This is a genomic window from Flavobacterium sandaracinum, assembly GCF_004349135.1.
GTDB classification, from domain to species: Bacteria; Bacteroidota; Bacteroidia; order Flavobacteriales; family Flavobacteriaceae; genus Flavobacterium; species Flavobacterium sandaracinum.
The window spans coordinates 26588-47036 of record NZ_SMFN01000017.1 but is presented as its reverse complement, the minus strand read 5'-3'; the positions used below and the strand labels follow the sequence as shown (position 1 = coordinate 47036).

18 protein-coding genes are annotated in these 20449 nt (G+C 31.8%); all 18 read left to right on the top strand.

All coding sequences use genetic code 11. The annotated features are described in order from the left end of the window. The first annotated feature begins 139 nt into the window (after window positions 1-139). The 18 genes from E0F91_RS13280 (at window position 140) to asnB (ending at window position 20121) form a co-directional block, all read left to right on the top strand. The gene (locus E0F91_RS13280; RefSeq protein WP_132066945.1) at window positions 140-1351 is read left to right on the top strand and encodes an ATP-binding protein; all 1212 of its coding nucleotides are present in this window, start codon (window positions 140-142) and stop codon (window positions 1349-1351) included. 603 nt (window positions 1352-1954) lie between these two features. Further along, window positions 1955-3277 (top strand): ABC transporter ATP-binding protein, encoded by a 1323-nt coding sequence (locus tag E0F91_RS13275; protein WP_132066944.1) that lies wholly within the window; start codon window positions 1955-1957, stop codon window positions 3275-3277. An 88-nt stretch (window positions 3278-3365) separates the two neighbouring features. Further along, window positions 3366-4292: an FkbM family methyltransferase gene (locus E0F91_RS13270; RefSeq protein ID WP_132066943.1), complete on the top strand. Its 927-nt coding sequence runs from the start codon at window positions 3366-3368 to the stop codon at window positions 4290-4292. Further along, entirely contained in the window at window positions 4292-5416 is a 1125-nt protein-coding gene (locus E0F91_RS13265; protein WP_132066942.1) for a glycosyltransferase family 4 protein, read from the top strand. Before E0F91_RS13270 ends, E0F91_RS13265 begins: the two co-directional genes overlap by 1 nt. Window positions 5417-5418: 2 nt before the next feature. After that, window positions 5419-6252 (top strand): glycosyltransferase family 2 protein, encoded by an 834-nt coding sequence (locus E0F91_RS13260; RefSeq protein WP_132066941.1) that lies wholly within the window; start codon window positions 5419-5421, stop codon window positions 6250-6252. A 192-nt stretch (window positions 6253-6444) separates the two neighbouring features. Further along, window positions 6445-7704 (top strand): glycosyltransferase, encoded by a 1260-nt coding sequence (locus E0F91_RS13255; RefSeq protein ID WP_132066940.1) that lies wholly within the window; start codon window positions 6445-6447, stop codon window positions 7702-7704. Window positions 7705-7709: 5 nt separating this feature from the next. Beyond that, window positions 7710-8609, top strand: a complete 900-nt coding sequence (locus E0F91_RS13250; RefSeq protein WP_132066939.1) for a glycosyltransferase family 2 protein — start codon at window positions 7710-7712, stop codon at window positions 8607-8609. Window positions 8610-8615: 6 nt separating this feature from the next. After that, complete coding sequence (locus tag E0F91_RS13245; protein WP_165930135.1) at window positions 8616-9467, top strand: glycosyltransferase family 2 protein; 852 nt, start codon at window positions 8616-8618, stop codon at window positions 9465-9467. Window positions 9468-9593: 126 nt separating this feature from the next. Further along, window positions 9594-10517, top strand: coding sequence for a hypothetical protein (locus tag E0F91_RS13240; protein ID WP_132066937.1), 924 nt, complete (start codon window positions 9594-9596; stop codon window positions 10515-10517). Beyond that, complete coding sequence (locus E0F91_RS13235) at window positions 10499-11521, top strand: STELLO glycosyltransferase family protein (protein WP_132066936.1); 1023 nt, start codon at window positions 10499-10501, stop codon at window positions 11519-11521. Before E0F91_RS13240 ends, E0F91_RS13235 begins: the two co-directional genes overlap by 19 nt. A gap of 11 nt (window positions 11522-11532) precedes the next feature. Continuing rightward, the gene (locus E0F91_RS13230) at window positions 11533-12492 is read left to right on the top strand and encodes a glycosyltransferase family 2 protein (protein WP_132066935.1); all 960 of its coding nucleotides are present in this window, start codon (window positions 11533-11535) and stop codon (window positions 12490-12492) included. Window positions 12493-12499: 7 nt separating this feature from the next. Next, entirely contained in the window at window positions 12500-13720 is a 1221-nt protein-coding gene (locus E0F91_RS13225; protein WP_132066934.1) for a glycosyltransferase family protein, read from the top strand. Window positions 13721-13744: 24 nt separating this feature from the next. Then, complete coding sequence (locus tag E0F91_RS13220; protein ID WP_132066933.1) at window positions 13745-14650, top strand: glycosyltransferase family 2 protein; 906 nt, start codon at window positions 13745-13747, stop codon at window positions 14648-14650. A gap of 117 nt (window positions 14651-14767) precedes the next feature. Further along, window positions 14768-15805, top strand: a complete 1038-nt coding sequence (locus E0F91_RS13215; protein WP_132066932.1) for an N-acetylneuraminate synthase family protein — start codon at window positions 14768-14770, stop codon at window positions 15803-15805. A gap of 114 nt (window positions 15806-15919) precedes the next feature. After that, the gene (gene neuC / locus E0F91_RS13210; RefSeq protein WP_132066931.1) at window positions 15920-17077 is read left to right on the top strand and encodes a UDP-N-acetylglucosamine 2-epimerase; all 1158 of its coding nucleotides are present in this window, start codon (window positions 15920-15922) and stop codon (window positions 17075-17077) included. A gap of 10 nt (window positions 17078-17087) precedes the next feature. Continuing rightward, window positions 17088-17717, top strand: a complete 630-nt coding sequence (locus E0F91_RS13205; protein ID WP_132066930.1) for a hypothetical protein — start codon at window positions 17088-17090, stop codon at window positions 17715-17717. Next, window positions 17714-18415 carry an acylneuraminate cytidylyltransferase family protein gene (locus E0F91_RS13200; RefSeq protein WP_132066929.1) on the top strand — a complete coding sequence of 234 codons (702 nt, stop codon included), beginning with the start codon at window positions 17714-17716 and terminating at the stop codon, window positions 18413-18415. The genes E0F91_RS13205 and E0F91_RS13200 overlap by 4 nt, the downstream gene beginning before the upstream one ends. After that, on the top strand, window positions 18415-20121 hold the full coding sequence (gene asnB / locus E0F91_RS13195; protein ID WP_132066928.1) for an asparagine synthase (glutamine-hydrolyzing): 1707 nt from the start codon (window positions 18415-18417) through the stop codon (window positions 20119-20121). Before E0F91_RS13200 ends, asnB begins: the two co-directional genes overlap by 1 nt. Window positions 20122-20449: the final 328 nt, after the last annotated feature.

The following is a 20449-nucleotide window of genomic DNA, read 5'->3' as shown; positions in this document are numbered from 1 at the left end:
GAGTTAACCAGGAGAAATGCAGCATTTATTTGTAAAAATAAAGTATAAACGTATCGACAGTAATACATCATTTTATCAAAAGCTATAGGCGTGTCGATAATAAAATGTATTTTTACACTAAAGTATAAACGTATCGGTAATGATTTCTTTCAATATCCCTCAAAATATTCATAATAGAGCACACTACATAGATAGGGTGAAGCCTTTTATGGGACAAAACATCATAAAGGTTTTTACAGGACAGCGCCGTGTGGGCAAGAGTTATTTGCTTTTTCAGTTGATGCAATTGCTACAAGAAGACCCTGAAAAGCATTTGTTGTACATCAACAAAGAAGATTTGGCTTTTTCTTTTATTAAAACTGCCGAAGATTTGCATGCGTATGTGATGAAACAAAAATCGGTAACGGGAAAGACGTATGTATTTATAGATGAGATTCAGGATATTCAAGATTTTGAAGCTGCTTTGCGTTCTTTGTTGCTTCGCGAAGATTTAGATTTGTATTGTACAGGCAGTAATGCCAATTTGTTGTCGGGAGATATTGCGGGACATTTGAGCGGGAGGTACATAGAGATCGTCGTGTATAGCCTTTCGTATTCAGAGTTTTTAGATTTTCATGTTTTAGAAACGAGTCCTGATAGTTTAGAAAAGTATTTAAAATATGGGGGTCTTCCGTATTTAAAACATTTGCCTTTAGAAGATGGTATCGTATTTGAATATTTAAAAAATATTTATGCTACTATTGTTTACCGGGATATTATCAATAGATATGCGGTGCGAAATGTTCCTTTTTTAGAGCAATTGGTTTTGTTTTTGGCTGGTCATACTGGTAGTGTTTTTTCTGCGAAAAAGATAAGTGATTTCCTGAAATCACAACGGGTTAATATGGCTCCAAATCAAGTGCAGACTTATATCCAATACTTGGTCAATGCTTTTTTGGTACATAAAGTGGCCCGATACGATATGATTGGTAAAAGGATTTTTGAGATTGGCGATAAATATTATTTTGAAAATTTAGGAATACGAAACGGTATTTGGGGTTATAGAATAGAAGATAGAGGGAAAATATTAGAAAATGCAGTATTTAATCATTTGTTGTTTAAGGGGTTTAAAGTGACTGTTGGGAAGTTGAACCTATCAGAAATTGATTTTATTGCTGAAAAAGATGGAGAAAAAAAATATTTCCAAGTTACTTTGACAATTAATGATACTAAAACGCTGGAACGAGAATTTGGAAACTTGGTAAACATAAACGATAATTATTCTAAAACGGTGATTACCTTTGATTTTTTTTCTGGGAATACGTACCAGGGTATAAATACAATAGATTTAGAACAATTTTTATTGTCGTAGATACTTGAAACTTATAAAATGAATGAGCAGTAATAAAGGTAAGTTGATTTTTCTCTCGCTTGACTTCAACTCTTTCAGTACTGTATGACAAATAAAAATTAAACATATTCAGTTTAGTCTAAGTATTAAAAGAGAGACTTAAAATAACATTGTCATTCCCATGGGGTCTCGTCTTCCACTCCTTGAGAGGAACTTAGTTAGAGTAGGATTATAGAAAAAAATTTCAGTGAGGTCTTAACTTCTTCGGAGAAGAAGTTAAGACCTTTACGAAATTGAAAATAAATATTTAGTAAACAAGATTGAGAAGAGTTTTATAGATACGGTGTAAAATCCTCCCCCCAGCCCCCTCCGAAGGAGTGGGAGTCGATTTAGACCTAAAATCTAAAGTTTTATTGCCTGTATTTCAAAAGTTATTGGGATTAAGTAGTAAAGCGATGGGCAGGTTATAGATAATTGGAGTTGTTGAGTAGAAAATTGGTTGCGAAATTCGTACTATTTTTCACGAAACAGAATAAAAAAATAGTCGAGTAGGTCTTAACTACTTCGCAGAAGGAGTGAAGACCTACTCGAAATTAAAAAAAATATTGAGTAATCAAGACAGGAATGAGTAACAAAACATTTTTATCAGGATCTGACACCCCCTCCTTTGGAGGGGGCCGGGGGGAGGACAACATAATTCTTAAAGCCGAAAACATCTCTAAGCAATACCGACTGGGCCAAGTAGGTACAGGTACGTTGAGTCATGACGTAAACCGTTGGTGGCATCAGATCCGAGGTAAAGAAGATCCTTATCTAAAAATTGGCGATGTCAATGATCGCAGTACTAAAGGATCAAGCGATTATGTATGGGCACTAAAAGATATTAATTTTGAGGTAGAGCGTGGCGAAGTTCTTGGAATCATAGGTAAAAATGGAGCAGGAAAATCGACTTTGCTTAAAATCCTATCCCGCGTTACGGCACCTACTACAGGAAGCATTAAGTTTGGGGGTCGAGTGGCTTCTTTGCTTGAAGTGGGAACGGGTTTTAACGGCGAAATGACAGGCCGAGAAAATGTATACTTGAATGGTGCTATTTTAGGAATGACTAAAAAAGAAATTACAGCCAAGTTGGATGAAATTATTGATTTTTCTGGTTGTGAGCGCTATATTGACACCCCAGTAAAACGATATAGTTCCGGTATGACAGTTCGTCTGGCTTTTGCAGTAGCGGCTTTTTTAGAGCCGGAAATTTTGATTATCGATGAGGTTTTGGCAGTTGGTGATGCGGAGTTCCAGAAAAAAGCGATTGGGAAGATGCAGGATATTTCACGTGAGGGAGGTAGAACGGTTTTGTTTGTGAGTCATAATATGGCAGCAATTAAACAATTGTGTACCAAAACGATCATGATGGAAAATGGTACCATTGTTTTTGAAGGAAATACCAATAAAGCAATTGATTATTATTTACAGTCTAACCAATATGAGGGATACAGAGGGCATTATGTAAATGAAGCTGTACAAGAATCAGGAATTGTGAGTCTTGCTATTGTTGATAAAAACGATGAAATAAGAACTGAGTTTGGATTTGATGAAGCCATAGGTATTAATGTAAAATTACAAGTAGCGGAACAATATCTTAATGCATATTTGGGGTTTAGATTGGTAGACAGAAATGAAAGAGTCATTTTTACTTCTGAAATAAAATTATCCGAAAAAATAAATCAGGCAGGCATGCATAAATTTGAAGTTAATTTACCAGAAAAATTTTTAGTGCCAAATCAGTTTAATTTAACATTTGCTTTACATGTACCCAATGTTGTTTTGATAGATTGTCTAGACGATTGTTTATCTTTTGAAATTATTGAAACAGGTTCTGATCTGTATAAATACGCTGGAACAGATTTTGGATGTGTTTATGTTAATTGCGATTGGAAAAAATTAAATTGATTTATTTACTTTTTTAATTTTGAAGTAATTAAATGTAAAATATATCATAAATTTATTTAAATACTATGAAAATGACTAATAGATTCTGATGAAATTAAACAAAATAATAAAAAATATATTTGCAAGAAAAGAAAAGAAACCAGAGGGGTTAATCGAGAGAGAAAGTTTTTTTGGTGATCTTAAAATTATTCTTAAAGGCAATCATATGTTAGATCAATACCAAAAGTCCTTTCCACTGTATGATCGTTTTTTGCCTGTTTTATGTAGTAGTTTTGATGGTCTTATTATAGATGTCGGAGCTAATATAGGGGATACAAGTATTGCCGTTTTTTCTAAAAACAATAAGTCATTTATAGTAGGAGTAGAGCCAGATGATGGTTTTTTTAGCGAATGTGAAGAGAATATTAAGCTAAATAATTTGAAAGATAGATTTTTAGGAGTAAAAAAATTTGTCACGACCAATAAAGGAAAATATACTATTGAAAAAAGCAATACATTATCTACGGGTTCGATTTCAAATAATTCAAATGAAATAGGCGAAATAAATTCAATTTCTTTTTCAGAATTAATGAATTTAATTCCATTAGAAAAAAAAATTAAATTTGACATACTTAAAATTGATACAGATGGTTTTGATTGGGATGTTATAAATTCCTTTTTAGAATATGTAAATTATTTGAAGAAAAAACCAAGATTTGTTTTTTTTGAAATGCAAACTTATTTAAACAATATTGGTGTTCATGATAAAAATAGAGAACTGATAATTGATAAATACAAGTTATCCATTGAAGGGTTATTTGAAAATGGATACAATAATTTTTGTCTTTTAGATAATTTTGGAACACCAATCAAGATAACACAATCCATTAAGGATATTTTTGAGATTGATGATTATGTTAAAAGATCACAAATTTATAATTCGCATTCAACTATTTATTATTTAGATATTTTGGCTTTTCCTAATGAAGAATTACAATTTGTAAATGAATCATTGTTAAATTTATATAAAAAATAATGAAAATACTTTTGGATCCACAGATCTTTAATTCACAGCGTTTTGGAGGGATTTCAAGGTATTTTACAGAAGTGTTTTCTGTACTTTCAAATAGAAAAAATATTAGTATTAGAGTTCCATTAAACAACTCAACTAATATTTATTTTAATGAAAGTATATTATATTCAAATAGACAAAAAATATACTTTTTACTTATCAAGATTCTTAATAAATTCAGGCTATCTAACAAGGTAAAATTAGAAGATTATAAAAATAAATATTTGGCTTTTATATTAAATAAACAAGATTATGATTTATTTGTGCCAACATATTATGACACCTATTTTCTCAAAAACATCGGATCAAAACCTTTTGTTCTAACAGTATATGACATGATTCATGAGCTTTTTCCAGAGTATTTTATGAATGATGAGATGGTTGTACGAAATAAGCTTTTATTAATGGAAAAAGCAACTCGGATAATTGCTGTTTCAGAAAACACTAAAAAAGATATTTTAAAAATATATCCTCATATCGATAAATCGAAAATAGATGTAGTTTATCACGGATGTTCTTTAAAACCAAACCATCAGGTTGATGTTTGCTTGCCAAAGAAATATATCCTTTTTGTTGGAAATCGGGATAATTATAAAAACTTCCGTTTTTTCGTTGAGTCAATTACAGAGCTTTTAAAAAAGGATTCTGATTTGTATCTAATTTGTGCTGGCGCTGGTGTTTTTAAAAAAGATGAATATGAATTTATCGCTGAGTTAGGTTTAAAAGATAAGATCATTCAAAAAAATTTTGAAGATGACGAGTTGGTATTTTTTTATACTAATGCTAAATGTTTTGTTTTTCCTTCTTTGTATGAGGGGTTTGGTTTGCCAGTTGTAGAATCAATGATTTGTGGTTGTCCAGTTGTTTTAGCAAAACATAGTTCTTTTCCAGAAGTGGCTGGCGATGCTGGCGTTTATTTTGAATTAAATAGCCACAAAGATCTATACAGCAAAATAGAAAAATTAATTAACAATGAATCTTATCGTCAGGAATTTTCGATAAAAGGAATTGAACAAGCAAAAAAATTTAGTTGGGAAATTGCTGCGAATCAATGTTTAGATGTTTATAAAAAATCTTGTAAAATTTAATAATGCCAAAACTCTCTATTATAACGATCAACTACAACAATCTCGAGGGACTGAAAAGAACCGTCGAGAGTGTTTTAAATCAAACCTGGCAAGAGTTTGAGTATATTGTTATTGATGGTGGTTCCACTGATGGTAGCGCAGCTTATATTGAAAGTCAAAGCAAGTATTTTGATTATTGGGTTAGCGACAAGGATTCTGGTATTTATAATGCGATGAATAAGGGGATTCGAGTGGCTAATGGTGAGTATTTGTTATTTTTGAATAGTGGGGATCATTTTTTTAGTGATACTGTTTTGGAACATAATCATCAGTATTTGAGAAATCACGATTTAGTGTGTTTTGATATAATAAATGTTAGAGAAAACAATTCTAATTTATTTTCTTGTCCGTCTACTATCCAATTTTCACAAATGCTCTATAGAACGATCCCTCATCAATCTACTTTTATAAACAAGCAATTATTTAATAATTTGGGTTTGTATGATGAAAAATTAAAAATAGTATCTGATTGGAAGTTTTTTATTTTGGCTTTATTTAAGCACAATTGTAGTTACTTAAAAGTTGATAAAACTTTGACAGTATTTTATATAGATGGAATAAGTTGGATTAATGATAATTCAATAGAAAGGAACCAAGTATTAAAAGAACATTTTGGAGGTTTTCTAGAGGAATATGAAGATCGAAAAAAAAGCCTTAAAATTTTAAATACCAATCGATTTATAATGTTACAGGAAATCGAAAAATCGAAAATGGGAATGAAATTAGTATCTGTTTTTTTTAGAAGCTATATTGTTTTGTTTTCTAAGAAAAAAATAAAAGATATTCTAAAAAAATAATGCAAATAAAAGAGATGACAAATGTGAAACACGCAAAAGTATTCATCATACTATCTACTTATAAACAAGGTAATTTTGTATGATGCTCTGAAATTATTGACGCACAAAATAAAGAAATTGAATTTATAAAAAGAATTTTAATTAATAAATTCATTTTTGTAAATCACTATATTAATATAATTTAAGATTATTATGAAATTATTAATTCTCTCATCTACAATACCTTACCCATTGAGTCATGGTGGTAATGTTGCACAATTTTCTATTTTGAGTTACTTACAAAATAAGCTAGCTATAGATTATTGTTGTGTAGTTCGATCAAATCAAGATTTGTCCTTTGTTGAAGAATTAAAAATTAAATTACCACAAATCAATTTTATCATAATTAATCAAATTCCCGTACTTAAATCTAAAGCTAAACAATCGTTATTTTCTCGATTGGAGTTAGGTTTGTATTTTTTATATAAAAAACGAAAGGAAAAAAGGGGTAAACTCAAGCTAAAAAATATTGATTCATTTAAAAGTGATACCTTTAATTTATTGAACAGTAAAGAGCCCGTTTATATTAATGAAATAGCTAATTTGTTAAAATTGAATAAGTGGGACATTATTCAAACTGAGTTTTATGAAATGATCGATTTGGTAACTATTTTTCCTATAAATGTAAAAAAAGTTTTTGTGTCACATGAATCTCGAACATTACGATTGCTTTCTGCAAGTGACTATTCCTCACAATCAGAAAGCTTTAAAAATTATATAATAGGATTGAATAGGATTGTGGAAACCACGTTTTTGTCATTATACGATTCAGTAGTAGTTTTTAGTGATTATGATGCTATTAGATTACAAGATATTGGAGTAAAAAACATTACGGTTTCACCATTTACTACAATTGAAGAAAATAACAAATTAAAACCATTTGTAAAATTAGAAAAGTTATTTTTTCTAGGAGGTAGTAATCATTCTCCTAATTGTGAGGGTTTACAATGGTTTATCACTGAAATTTACCCGGAAATTTATAAAAAACACCAACTACCATTATATATTATTGGATATTGGAGCGAAAAAGCAAAAATTATTTCAGACATTGGAGAGGTAGTTTATCTAGGATATGTAGAAAATTTAAATCCAATAATTGAAAATGCAGTTATGATAGTACCTATACGAGTAGGCAATGGAATTCGAACAAAGATTATTTTAGGATTACAGTCTAAAGTCCCTATGGTTTCAACATCTTTAGGAGCAGAAGGTATCGGTTTGACTGATGAAATAAATATTTTGATAGCTGATGAAATACAGTCATTTATTGACAAAATTGATTTATTAAAAAATACTAAATCAGAGTATGTCATTAATTTGGTTGATAATGGATATGAGTTTTATGAAAAGAATTTCTCACAAGATCTATTGGGAAGTAGAAGACTTGACGTTTATAAGAATTTAATAGATTAATTAAAATGCTTGCCATCGTAGTCCCATATTATAAACTCACCTTCTTTGAAGAAACTTTAAAGTCGCTTGCAATCCAAACGGATAAACGTTTTAAAGTCTATATTGGTGATGATGCCAGTCCTGAAAATCCAAATGATTTATTAGAAAAATATAACGGGAAGTTTGAATTTGATTATCATCGTTTTAAAGATAATTTAGGGGGTATTTCTTTAGTTCAACAATGGGAACGATGTGTATCACTTTCTATTGATGAAGAGTGGTTAATGATATTGGGTGATGATGATTATCTTGATTCTAATGTAGTGGCAAGTTTTTATAATAATTTTAATGATTTTAATTCAAAATCAAATTTGGTTCGGTATACAAGTAAATTAATTTATGAAAATCTAAATACAGTTTCTGATCTGTACAAACATCCAATTTGGGAAACGGCTACCGATTCTTTTTACAGAAAATTCAGCAAAGAATCGCGTAGTTCATTATCAGAACATATTTTTTCAAAGCAAAGCTATTTAAAATATGGTTTCCATAACTATCCTTTAGCATGGAACAGTGATGATAGAGCTTGGATAGATTTTTCTGACAAGAGACCCATTTATACCATTAATGAAAGTATAGTTTACGTAAGAGTTTCATCTTTTAGTATAACAGGAAAAAGAGATAATTTATTAAAGAAAAATGCTTCAGAAATTGAATTTTACAAATTTTTAATTTCTAGAAAATTCAAATATTATCGGGATTATCAAAGAATTGAAATAATAAAAAAATACGGTAAAGAGATTCGAAGGTATCGTTCTTTATTGATTTATGAGTGGTTATTTATATCTTATTATTGTGTAAGATACTTTGATTTCGATTATCTAAAAAAAGGGTTTTCAATGACAATAAATAAGTTAAAAAGCTAAAATATCTTGAATAAAGTTTCAGTTGTAATACCCTGTTATAATCAAGCTAACTTTTTAAGTGAAGCAATTCAATCTATCGTGAAGCAAACTCATGACAACTGGGAATGCTTTATTGTTGACGATGGAAGTCCTGATAACACTAAAATAATTGCAGAAAAATGGTGTGGTAAAGATTCAAGAATTCATTATCTGTATCAAGAAAATGGTGGTTTGTCTAGCGCAAGAAATTTTGGAATTAAAAATGCAAATAGTGAGTATATTTTAACACTTGACGCCGATGATAAATATGAAAAAACATTTATTGAAAAAGCATTAAAAGTTCTTGATAATAATTCCAAAATAGGTGTCGTTAGTAGTTGGGTTAAACGATTTAAAGACGATAAGGAAATTGCAATTATAAAGCCAAATGGTAAAACAATTGATGATTTTTTATTTCAGAATGCATGTAACGGAACGTCATTATTTCGAAGAAAGTGCTGGGTAGAAGTTGGAGGTTATGATGAAAATATGAAAACAGGTTATGAAGATTGGGAATTTTACATACGAGTTTGTAATAGTGGTTGGCAGGTTCATGTAATACCTGAAAGTTTATTTTTCTATCGTCAACATACTTTTTCGATGCGTTTAGACGCATATGCAAATCATGATGTTGCCATAAAAAAATATCTTTATTCAAAGCATAAAGAATTGTATTTAAATAATTATGAAAAAATGATAGAATATTTTTTAACTACAATATCATTGGAAAAAAAGAATAATGTGAAAATCGAAAACAAAATAGATTTTAAGGTTGGGTCATTGATATTAAAACCTTTTCGATTGATTAAATATTTATTTAATCGATATAATTTAAAATAATGTTAATTATTGCTTATCATGAAAGAAGTAATTTTATTTAAGTAAAATAATCGCTTAACTGATAAAAAATAATAAAAAATAATATTTTTTATCTGACTAAGTTAATTGGAAATATAACTAGAGAAAATGAGTGAAGTAGTTCTAATTATTATCTATAATCATCAGTATAATAAAAATATTGAAATTTTAGAGCAAATTTATAAAGATAGATTTAGGAACATCTATCATTTAGTTCCATTTTATAATGGAGAAAAAAACAATGTAATCCCAGTATATGAATGCTCTTATTATTTTCAAGGATATGTTTCGCAGGGATTTAAAAGCTATTTCAGAGATGAATACAAACATTATTTTTTCATTGCTGATGATTTGATTTTAAACCCTGTGATAAATGAAAATAATTATTCAAAATATCTAAAATTAAATACTTCAGCCTCGTTCATCCCAGAAATCATTAGTTTACACAAACGTAAAGATTTTTGGCCACGAATCGGTGATGCCTTTTCCTGGAACATTAATTGCCCTGGCGTTGAGGCAAAAAACCAACTTCCTGATTGCGATGCTGCATTACAATTATTTGCGAAATTTGGATTAGAAATTAAACCTTTAAATTATCTCCAAATATTTAATAAACCAGAATTTCCTGAGCTATTTAAAATTAAAAAAGTTCTTTGCTATTTTTTATGGAAAAGAAGGCAATTTAAAAATAAAAACAGAGAATACCATTTATCCTATCCTCTTGTTGGCGCATACTCCGATATTTTTGTTATCAGTGCTGAATCAATAAAGCAATTCAGTCATTACTGTGGTGTCTTTGCTTCGACAAGATTATTTGTTGAGGTTGCTGTGCCAACCTCAATGGTATTGTCAGCTAGCGAAATTGTTACTGAAAAAGATTTAAAATTGCAAGGCGAAGCACTCTGGACAAAAGAACAGCATAAAATATTAGATAAATATGACGGAAAATTAAATTTGCTTTTAAATGATTTTCCTGAAAACCATCTTTATCTTCACCCCATTAAATTATCCAAATGGAAAACAGAATTATGATAAAATATATTGTAATCACATCAATTTTTGATCCAACAGAGGCGGTTGTTGCCTTTTCAAAAATGAAAGATTATCGGCTAATTGTTGTAGGAGACAGAAAGTCGCCAGAAGATTGGAATTGTAAAAATGTCGATTATATTTCGGTTTTGCAACAAGAAAAGTTACATTTTAAACTAGCTACAGTTTTGCCTTATAATCATTATTGTAGAAAAATGTTGGGCTATTTAAAAGCGATGCAAAACGGTGCCAATTATATTATTGATACGGATGACGATAATATTCCAAAAATTAATTGGCGTTTTCCCAAATTTGAAGGTAAATACGATTGTATTACCAAAGGAGAAGGATTTGTGAATATATACCAACTTTATACTAAACAAAAAATTTGGCCACGAGGCTTGCCTTTAAAACTGATTAATACTCAATTTGAACTTGAAAAAAAGATAGAAATAAAAGAGTGTAAAGTTGGAATTTGGCAAGGTTTAGCAGATGAAGATCCAGATGTAGATGCAATTTATCGGTTAACAAATGACAAAGCTTGTTATTTTGAAGAGCGTGAGCCTGTTGTCTGTGGTCAAAGTATAATTAGTCCGTTTAACACCCAAAATACAATCATTCGAAAAGAGTTGTTTGTTTTAATGTATTTGCCAACCTATGTTACCTTTAGGTTTACCGATATTTTAAGAGGATTAGTGGCTCAACCTATAATGTGGTTGTACGGATATCAATTGGGTTTTGTTAATGCAACTGTTGTTCAAAAAAGGAATCCACACGATTATATGAAAGATTTTATTTCTGAGATTCCAATGTATGAATATTGTGATAACGTAGTGAAATTAGTTACCAATTCCATTTCAAAATCAGAAAGTATTGAAACGAATCTTTATAATGCTTATAACGCATTATTGAAAGAAGGAATAGTTTGTGAATTAGAACTAAAAGTACTTGCAACGTGGTTAATGGATATCAAAAGTATTAGTGATGCCAATGACGGCGTAAATTAAAAGTTTTAAAGATGACTTATCCGACCGTAACCATTATTATGGCAACTTATAATAGAGCGAATTTCATAGTAGAATCGCTTTTGTCCATTCAAAAACAAACTTTTTTGGATTGGGAATGCTTGATTATTGATGATGGAGGAACAGATAATACTAAAGAGGTTGTTGAGTCTTTTATTGAAAAAGATAATCGTTTTAAATTTTATTTAAGAACAAATGATTACTTAAAGGGGTTACCAGGATCTAGAAACTATGGTTTAGATATAGCAAAAGGAGATTTTATAATTTTCTTTGATGATGACGATATTCCGCATCCTCAAAATTTACAGATATGCGTATCAGAGTTATCAAATAATAATGATATTTATTTTTGTAGATACGTTAGAAATGTATTTTTTGAGGGATTTCATTATGATTTTGATTTATCAAAAGACTATACCCATTTCTATATAAACGATAAAGATATTCTACAGATGTTGAACAACGAATTGCAGTTTAATTCCTGTGCAGTAATGTGGAAGAAAATTTGCTTTAAAAAGCATCGATTTGTAGAAACTTTGATGTACGCTGAAGAATGGGAATTGTATTCTCGAATAGTATCAGCAGGTTATCATGGCATTTCGATTGATAAATGTTTATTCTATGGCAGAAAACACTTGCGATCTAATACTGGGGAGTTTTACAGTAATAATCCCATACGAAGGGCATCTTATGTCGATGCCATTATCTTAGTGGTTCAAAATCTAAAACAAAAACAATTACTAACATATTCACTTAAGCGCTATTTTATTGCAACAGCTATAGACTACGAAGAGTATAATCTCTTTGATGGTATTTTATATGTCTTAGATCTTCCTAAGTTTGAAAAAGTAAAATGGCGGGTTTTTTATGCTATTTTGCCTTTCAGGTTGAAAATACATTGGCTGAAAAAAGTAGTAAAAAATAAAATAGGAAATCTTGAACTAAAAAAATGAATACGAAATGAATTTACTAGTTATAGCGCAAGATCTTAGAACATCAGGTACAAGCGAAGGAATTGTTTCAAGATCATTTATTGCCAAATTAAGAAAATCTTACCCAGACGCTGTTATCGATGTGGTTTATATTAAACAATCGCCTAGCGAGGATAACTTATATTTATTGCCTGTAAATGAAATTATAACGCACATAGTAAAGCTTGAAACACCTTATTTTATTAAATGGTTCAACAAAATATATTGGAGATTATTTCATACTTCTTTAGTAGTTGAGCATGTTCATAGAGTATATGCAAATATTATTGCAAAGATTGATTACAAGAAATACGATCATATCTTTATACGAAGCGCGGGTATTGACCACGAAGTAATTTTGGCTACCAAAGATTTACCCATTTTACAAAAAGCCATTGTCAATTTTCACGACCCTTATCCCTTGTTTTGGTATGCAGGAACCCAAAGTCCATTAACTATTCTAGAGCTTTTTAAATTAAAAAAAATGCACGCTGTGATTTCTCAGGCCAAAACTTGCATGAGTTCGGCTCGATTAATGGCCGAAGATATGCAGTATTTATATGGTTCCAGAAAAAAATTCTACCATTTGCCTCATCAATACGACGCGCATGTTTTTGATTTGACAGTTTTAAGTAAAGTTCTCAAAAAAAATAGGAAATTATTAATTTCTTATCACGGGGCAATTATGTTTGGTAGAAATATGGATGTTGTTTTTGACGCTTATCAAGAGTTAGTAGAATGTAATTCAATCTATAAAGAGAATACAGAGTTTGTAGCAAGGCTAAATGGGCAGCAGAATGCAAGACTTAGAGAGAAATATTCAAAAAATAAAAATATTATTATTTTAGATACGATAAATTTTTCTAACTCCTGTTATGAACAAATCCATGAAGCTGATATAAATATCATTTTAGAAAACGGACCTCTTTATAGCAACACCTTGGTAGGCAAAGCACCTTTTTTGGCTTCAATAGGTAAACCCGTATTTGTTGTGGCACCCGAGCGTAGTGAAATACGTTTGATAATTAAAGAGGAGCAGTATATTGCTAGTTATGCAGATAAAAATGAAATCAAAAAGAAATTAGAGAATCTTATTGTAAACAGATTAAATTTTGATGAACCCTTGAATCCATTTGGAGATTATTTCTCAACTGAAAATTTTAAAGTACTTTTGGAAACTATTCTGTATGCAAAAGATGGTGGTAACTAATACAATAATTATAAAACAGAAGTAATGAAAATGACTTTTACTCTTCTTATTACCACTAAAAATCGGCTTTCTGACTTGGCTTTTACCTTAAGTAAAATCAGTTACTTACTTCAAGATGTTTCCTGTGTCATATTTGATGATGGCTCAACAGATGATACAAGTAAATTTGTAAAAGATAATTATCCAAATATAACTTTATTAAGGAATCAGGTTTCTAAAGGATTGATTCACTGTCGTAATCAGATGTTAAATCAAACTAAAACAGATTTTGCAATATCATTAGATGATGATGCTCATTTTATTACAGATAATGCTTTGCCTTTAATTTTAAACCATTTCGCCGTTAATAGTAATTGTGGGGTATTGGCTTTTCGCATTTATTGGGGTTTAATTGAGCCTCAAACGATATTCACTAACGATGTCTCAGCCCGAGTTCAGGGATTTGTGGGTTGCGGTCATGTTTGGCGAATGAAAGCTTGGCAGACTATCCCAAATTATCCGAGTTGGTTTGTGTTTTATGGAGAGGAAGAATTTGCTTCTTATGAGCTATTTAAAAAAAACATAGAAATTCATTATTTACCAGAAGTTTTAGTTCAACACCGGGTTGATGTGAAGGCTAGAAAAAATAACGCAGATTACATACTGCGACTCCGACGTTCATTGCGTTCGGGTTGGTATTTGTACTTTTTATTTTATCCACTTTCAATGATTCCCAAGAAAATGGGGTATAGTATCTGGATGCAGTTAAAATTAAAAATATTTAAAGGTGATTTAAAAGTATTTCAGGCTATTACATTAGGTTTGTGGGATTTGATATCAGCCATTCCAAAAATTATTAAAAATAGTAATCGCCTATCTAAAGAAGAATATATTGCTTACAATAAATTGCCGGATGCAAAGATATACTGGCAGCCTGAAAACAAAAATTAAATTTAAGATACTATTTTCACATATTATTCACTTTACTAAAAGAGTTTTGCAAATAAGAATAACTTGTGTTTGCTGTAAAAAAAGTATTTTTGTTACTACTTTATAAAACCTTGAAATATGTCATTAAAAATACTATCCCCTTATATCATTGCAGAAATCGGTCAAGCTCACGAGGGAAGTTTGGGTATTTTATATTCTTATATCGATGCTATTGCACTAACGGGTGTGGATGCCGTAAAGTTTCAAATGCATATTGCAGAAGCCGAAAGTAGTGAGCACGAACCATTCCGGGTGAAATTCTCGGTTGAAGATGAAACTCGTTTTGACTATTGGAAAAGGATGGGGTTTTCTTTGGAACAATGGAAAGGCATCAAGCAACATTGCGATACGCTAGAACTTGATTTTATCTGTTCACCGTTTAGTAATTTGGCAGTAGATTGGCTGGAGGATATCGGTGTAAAACAGTATAAAATAGGTTCAGGCGAAGTAAATAATTTCTTGATTTTAGAAAAGATTGCACTAACAGGAAAGCCAGTTATCTTGTCATCAGGAATGAGTTCATTTGAAGAACTAGATAAGACTGTTGCATTTCTAAGAGAAAGGAAAGTCGAATTTTCTATATTGCAATGTACTACAGCATATCCTACATTGCCTGAACAATACGGATTAAATGTGATTCAAGAATTAAAGGACCGGTATAATGTTCCAGTTGGTTTTTCCGATCATTCTGCAAGAATGGAGACTTGTATTGCCGCAACTGCAATGGGAGCAGAAATTTTAGAATTCCATGTTGTTTTTGATCGACAGCTTTTTGGACCCGATGTTAAAGCGTCTTTAACCATTCAAGAAACAAAAGATTTTGTGGTTTCGGTTCATACTATAGCTACTGCTTTAGCAAATCCTATAAATAAAAACAACAATACGGAGTTCGCAGGAATCAAGCAAATCTTTGAAAAATCATTAGCAGTAAATAAAAATTTGCCTAAAAATCACATCCTCACTTTCGATGATTTAGAAGCAAAAAAACCGAAAGGCTATGGACTTGAGGCATCCCGTTTTCAAGAAGTAATTGGGATGGTATTGAATCGGGATTTGAAGCAATGGGATTTTTTGAATGAGCAGGATTACTATTCCACTAGTTCAGACGGACAGTAGTTTTCCTTGTTGGTACTGGTTTGTAATTGTCAACGTAATTTTATTGAAGTACTTTAAATATTTTTTTTAGCGTTCCTTTTTGTTTACTTTTAAACCCAAGAATAAAACGCTAAAATGCCAAAAAGAAAAATAGCAGTAGTCATTACTGCGAGACCCTCTTATAGCCGTGTGAAAACGGTGTTACAAGCAATACAAGAACATCCCTATTTAGAATTGCAATTGGTTGTTGCTGCCTCAGCCTTATTAGAACGCTATGGTGCGGCGGTAAATTATATCGAGAAAGATGGATTTATCATTGCGGCCAAAGTCTTTAATGTCTTGGAGGGTGAAAATCTCACGGCTGCTGCAAAGACGACCGGAATTGGAATTCTGGAACTTTCGACGGTTTTTGATAACTTAAAACCTGATATTGTTGTCACAGTAGCTGATCGATTTGAAACAATGGCTACAGCAATTTCGGCCTCGTATATGAATATTCCATTGGCACACATACAAGGAGGTGAAGTCACTGGGAATATTGACGAAAAAGTGCGACACTCCATAACAAAATTAGCAGATTACCATTTTGTGGCTTCAGAGAATGCGAAAGAACGTGTGCTAAAATTGGGTGAAAATCCTGATTTTGTATTCAATACCGGTTGTCCTTCGATAGATATCGCTTCAGCAATTTTAAAAGTTAAGACATTAAACTTTAATCCCTATCAAAAGTATGGAGGTGTAGGAGCGGCACCCGATTTGTCCCAAGGTTACTTCGTGGTAATGCAACATCCTGTTACTACAGAATACCAGGATTCCCGTAAACACATCGAAGAAACACTTTTAGCGGTAAGCGAATTGAACTTGCCTACGTTATGGTTTTGGCCGAATGTGGATGCCGGTGCAGATGGAACATCCACTGGAATTCGTAGCTTTAGAGAAAAAAATAAGCTCGAAAACGTACATTTTTTCAAGAATATGGAAGGCGATGATTTTCTAGTGTTACTCCATAATGCAATTGGATTAATTGGTAATTCAAGTGTGGGGATTCGAGAATGCGCGTACTTGGGCGTTCCTGTAATTAATATTGGAACCAGACAAAATCGGCGCGATAGAGGAGAGAACGTAATGGATGTTTCTTATAACAAAACTGAAATTATAGCTGCGGTAGCAACTATATTGCAAAACGGAAAAGCACCTGTTTCCTCAGTCTATGGAGGCGGAAAGTCAGGAAATGCCATAGCCCATTTATTAGCGACGCTTCCGTTGCAATTTCACAAAACCATATCTTATTAATCTATTATCTATGCATAAAGAAGTATTTCAATTATTTTCAAAAAAAGAGGGTGCACAACATATTGCTTCTGAGTACGCTTTAATGGCAATTGAAAAAATTGTAAAACAAAACAATATTCATTCTGTTTTTGAATTTGGAATTGGAATAGGAACAATACCTTATTTATTAAGTACTTTAAATAAACGAATCACTTACTATGGAACTGAAGAAAATGAATTTTGTAACAGCGTATTAGCTGAAAATTTAGGTCAATCAATAGAAAGCATTAATTATAATGCAATTTCAAGTTATTTGAATTTTAATGGCGAAAATAAATTTGATTTTATAATTATTGATGGATTGTTTGATGATGCTAATTTTCTAAAAAAAATAGCGCACGACAACACCTTGATTTTTGTTGAAGGGGATAGAGAAAATCAACGTGAATTTTTAAGAAAAACATTTCCAAAATGTTTAATAAATCGCTCCATTTCGTTGAATAAAAACAGTAAGCATTCTCCCTATTATGATGTAAGTAGTAATCATTTTGTTGGAGGATATACTCTTTTTCGCTTAAACCCAAACTTTAGAAATAAAACAAGTTGGTTTTTAGAGAAAATAGCAACCTCCTTAAAATATAAATTAAGAATGATTATATGAAAATCCTTGCGATAATTCCAGCTAGAGGAGGTTCTAAGGGGGTTTCTGGAAAGAATATAAAAATATTGGGTGACAAGCCCTTAATTGGTTATACGATTGAACAAGCCTTAGAAAGTACATTGTTATCTACAATACTAGTTTCTACAGATGATTCAAATATTGCAGCGGTCGCTTTAGATTATGGAGTTGAAGTTCCTTTTTTACGTCCCGAAAAATTATCAGATGATACCGCTTCTAGTATTTCGGTGGTACAACATGCCGTCGCTTTTTTGGAAGCAAAAGGCAAATTTTTTGATGCGGTTTGTTTGTTACAACCTACTGCTCCTTTTCGAGAAAAGGGATTTATAGATAAAGCCATTGCTGCTTTTAAAGAAAAAAAAGTAGACTCCTTAGTTAGTGTTCTTCAAGTCCCTCTGGAATACAATCCGCATTGGGTTTTTGAGGCGGATGAAAACGGCTGTTTGACAATTGCTACCGGTGAAAAAGAAATCATCAAGCGCAGACAAGAATTACCACAAGCTTTTTTTAGAGATGGATCGATTTATTTAACTACAATTGAAACAATAAAAAACGGTTCGTTTTATGGTAGTTCGACCAGTTATATAGAAAGTAATCCCGATCTGTATGTGAATATAGATACAATGACCGATTGGGATAACGCAGTGCAAAAATTACCAACAATTTTAAGGCTAATCTAATGTGTGGCATAGCTGGAATTATAGGGAATAAGCCGAATAATCGCATCACGATGTACAAAATGCTTGAAGCACAAAAGCATCGTGGGCCTGATGCTATGACGGTATGGGATAATCCTTATGTTGTTTTAGGACACAACCGTTTAAGTATTATTGATTTATCGGAAACAGCCAACCAGCCGATGGTCAGTACTTGTGGCCGTTATACTATTGTGTTCAATGGGGAGATTTATAATTATACGGAGTTAAAAGAGCAACTGAAGGCGTTCTATAATTTTCGAACTCAATCCGATACCGAAGTTTTGCTTGCTGCATACATGCAATGGGGAATGCCTGCTTTAGACAAGCTTAATGGGATGTTTAGTTTTGCAATTTGGGATAGTCTAGACCAAATAGTAGTAGCGGTACGGGACCGTTTTGGTGTTAAACCCTTCTATTACACCATGTATAACAATCAGTTGTATTTTAGCAGCGAAATAAAAACATTATTTGCGGCAGGAATTCCAAAAGTAAAACACAAAAAAGTGTGGGCCAATTATTTTGTATATGGTACCTATGGCATGCCTACTGAAACTTTTTGGGAGCATATTAATCAAATTCCGGCAGGTCATTTTTTTGAATGGCGGTATACGGAAAATCAGAATCAGGAAAATATAAAGTTGCAAAAATGGTATGATTTCCCCAACCGGATTAAAAACAGAGCACCTTTGCCAGTAGCGGAATTGAAAATAGAATATGAAGCCTTGCTAAAGGATGCGATACAGTTGCGGTTTAGAGCCGATGTACCTTTGGGAATGAATGTGAGTGGAGGATTGGATTCTTCTACATTGATCAATTTAGTGCATCAGCACTTGCCTTCACAAGAACCCATAGAAGCGTTTACCTTTTATTCGGATAACGAAAAATACGATGAATTACCTTGGGTGGAAGCGTTAATGAAAACCACGAAGTATCCATTGCACAAAGTACTTTTGGACTACAAAGAAATTTCACAATTAATAGAGACGGTAAGTTGGTTTCAAGACGAACCTTTTGGCGGTTTCCCGACGTTAGCCTATAGTTTATTATTTGCAGCTGCTAATAAAAAAGGGATCAAAGTGATCTTAGATGGACAAGGTATGGACGAAGCTTGGGCGGGTTATGATTATTACCACAACCAAAGTAATAGTCTGATTCAGGGATTGAATTCGAGCCCAGTACGTCCCGAAGTGTTGCTAGAAAGGTATAGCGATTGGGCTCAAAAAGAAGTATACGATCGTCCTTTCGAAACTGATTTACAAAACCTCCAATACCGAGATTTGTTTTACACTAAAATCCCCAGAGCTTTGCGTTTTAATGACCGGATTAGTATGATGCACAGTATTGAGCTGCGAGAGCCTTTTTTAGATTATCGCTTGGTAGAATTGGCTTTTGCTCAAAGTGAAAGTGTAAAAATTCAAAACGGACAAACGAAATGGCTACTGCGTGATTTAGTCAAAAAGCAGTTAGGAGACACGATTGCTTTAGCTCCAAAAAGAGCCTTGCAAACCCCGCAGAGGGAATGGATTGCAAAAGAATTAGCACCTTATTTTACCAAGAAGATAGCCGTTTTTTCAGCTTTAGAGGGTATTGATGAAAAACAAGTACAAGCGATATGGAAGGATTATTGTGACGGAAATCAAGATAATAGTTTTTATCTTTGGCAGTGGATTAATACAGTTGCATTATAAGTTTTTAAAATAATGAAAAAATTAGGCATAGTAATTACAGATGGTGTAGGTTTTAGAAATTATATATAAAGTGATTTTTTGATATAGGCAGAAAAGATATTTGATGAGGTCGCTATTTTATCTTGTTTGCCATCTGAAATATATGTGGATCACATTAGAAAATCAAGAATTATTAAGTTATCAGTTTTTATAGAAAAATATTTAACTAAGGAATAATTCGAAAAGAACAGTCACTTAAAAAATGGCAGCTGCACCTTGAAGACAAAAGCTATTCCAATATTTATATTGTTCCGTGATTTAGTTTTTGAGCAATGTGAAAATAATTTAT

What these genes read in the sequence shown, in the direction of transcription:
- E0F91_RS13280 (WP_132066945.1), top strand. Translation starts at nt 140, where the DNA reads ATGATTTCTTTCAATATCCCTCAAAATATTCATAATAGAGCACACTAC.
- E0F91_RS13275 (WP_132066944.1), top strand. Translation starts at nt 1,955, where the DNA reads ATGAGTAACAAAACATTTTTATCAGGATCTGACACCCCCTCCTTTGGA.
- E0F91_RS13270 (WP_132066943.1), top strand. Translation starts at nt 3,366, where the DNA reads ATGAAATTAAACAAAATAATAAAAAATATATTTGCAAGAAAAGAAAAG.
- E0F91_RS13265 (WP_132066942.1), top strand. Translation starts at nt 4,292, where the DNA reads ATGAAAATACTTTTGGATCCACAGATCTTTAATTCACAGCGTTTTGGA.
- E0F91_RS13260 (WP_132066941.1), top strand. Translation starts at nt 5,419, where the DNA reads ATGCCAAAACTCTCTATTATAACGATCAACTACAACAATCTCGAGGGA.
- E0F91_RS13255 (WP_132066940.1), top strand. Translation starts at nt 6,445, where the DNA reads ATGAAATTATTAATTCTCTCATCTACAATACCTTACCCATTGAGTCAT.
- E0F91_RS13250 (WP_132066939.1), top strand. Translation starts at nt 7,710, where the DNA reads ATGCTTGCCATCGTAGTCCCATATTATAAACTCACCTTCTTTGAAGAA.
- E0F91_RS13240 (WP_132066937.1), top strand. Translation starts at nt 9,594, where the DNA reads ATGAGTGAAGTAGTTCTAATTATTATCTATAATCATCAGTATAATAAA.
- E0F91_RS13235 (WP_132066936.1), top strand. Translation starts at nt 10,499, where the DNA reads ATGGAAAACAGAATTATGATAAAATATATTGTAATCACATCAATTTTT.
- E0F91_RS13230 (WP_132066935.1), top strand. Translation starts at nt 11,533, where the DNA reads ATGACTTATCCGACCGTAACCATTATTATGGCAACTTATAATAGAGCG.
- E0F91_RS13225 (WP_132066934.1), top strand. Translation starts at nt 12,500, where the DNA reads ATGAATTTACTAGTTATAGCGCAAGATCTTAGAACATCAGGTACAAGC.
- E0F91_RS13220 (WP_132066933.1), top strand. Translation starts at nt 13,745, where the DNA reads ATGAAAATGACTTTTACTCTTCTTATTACCACTAAAAATCGGCTTTCT.
- E0F91_RS13215 (WP_132066932.1), top strand. Translation starts at nt 14,768, where the DNA reads ATGTCATTAAAAATACTATCCCCTTATATCATTGCAGAAATCGGTCAA.
- neuC (WP_132066931.1), top strand. Translation starts at nt 15,920, where the DNA reads ATGCCAAAAAGAAAAATAGCAGTAGTCATTACTGCGAGACCCTCTTAT.
- E0F91_RS13205 (WP_132066930.1), top strand. Translation starts at nt 17,088, where the DNA reads ATGCATAAAGAAGTATTTCAATTATTTTCAAAAAAAGAGGGTGCACAA.
- E0F91_RS13200 (WP_132066929.1), top strand. Translation starts at nt 17,714, where the DNA reads ATGAAAATCCTTGCGATAATTCCAGCTAGAGGAGGTTCTAAGGGGGTT.
- asnB (WP_132066928.1), top strand. Translation starts at nt 18,415, where the DNA reads ATGTGTGGCATAGCTGGAATTATAGGGAATAAGCCGAATAATCGCATC.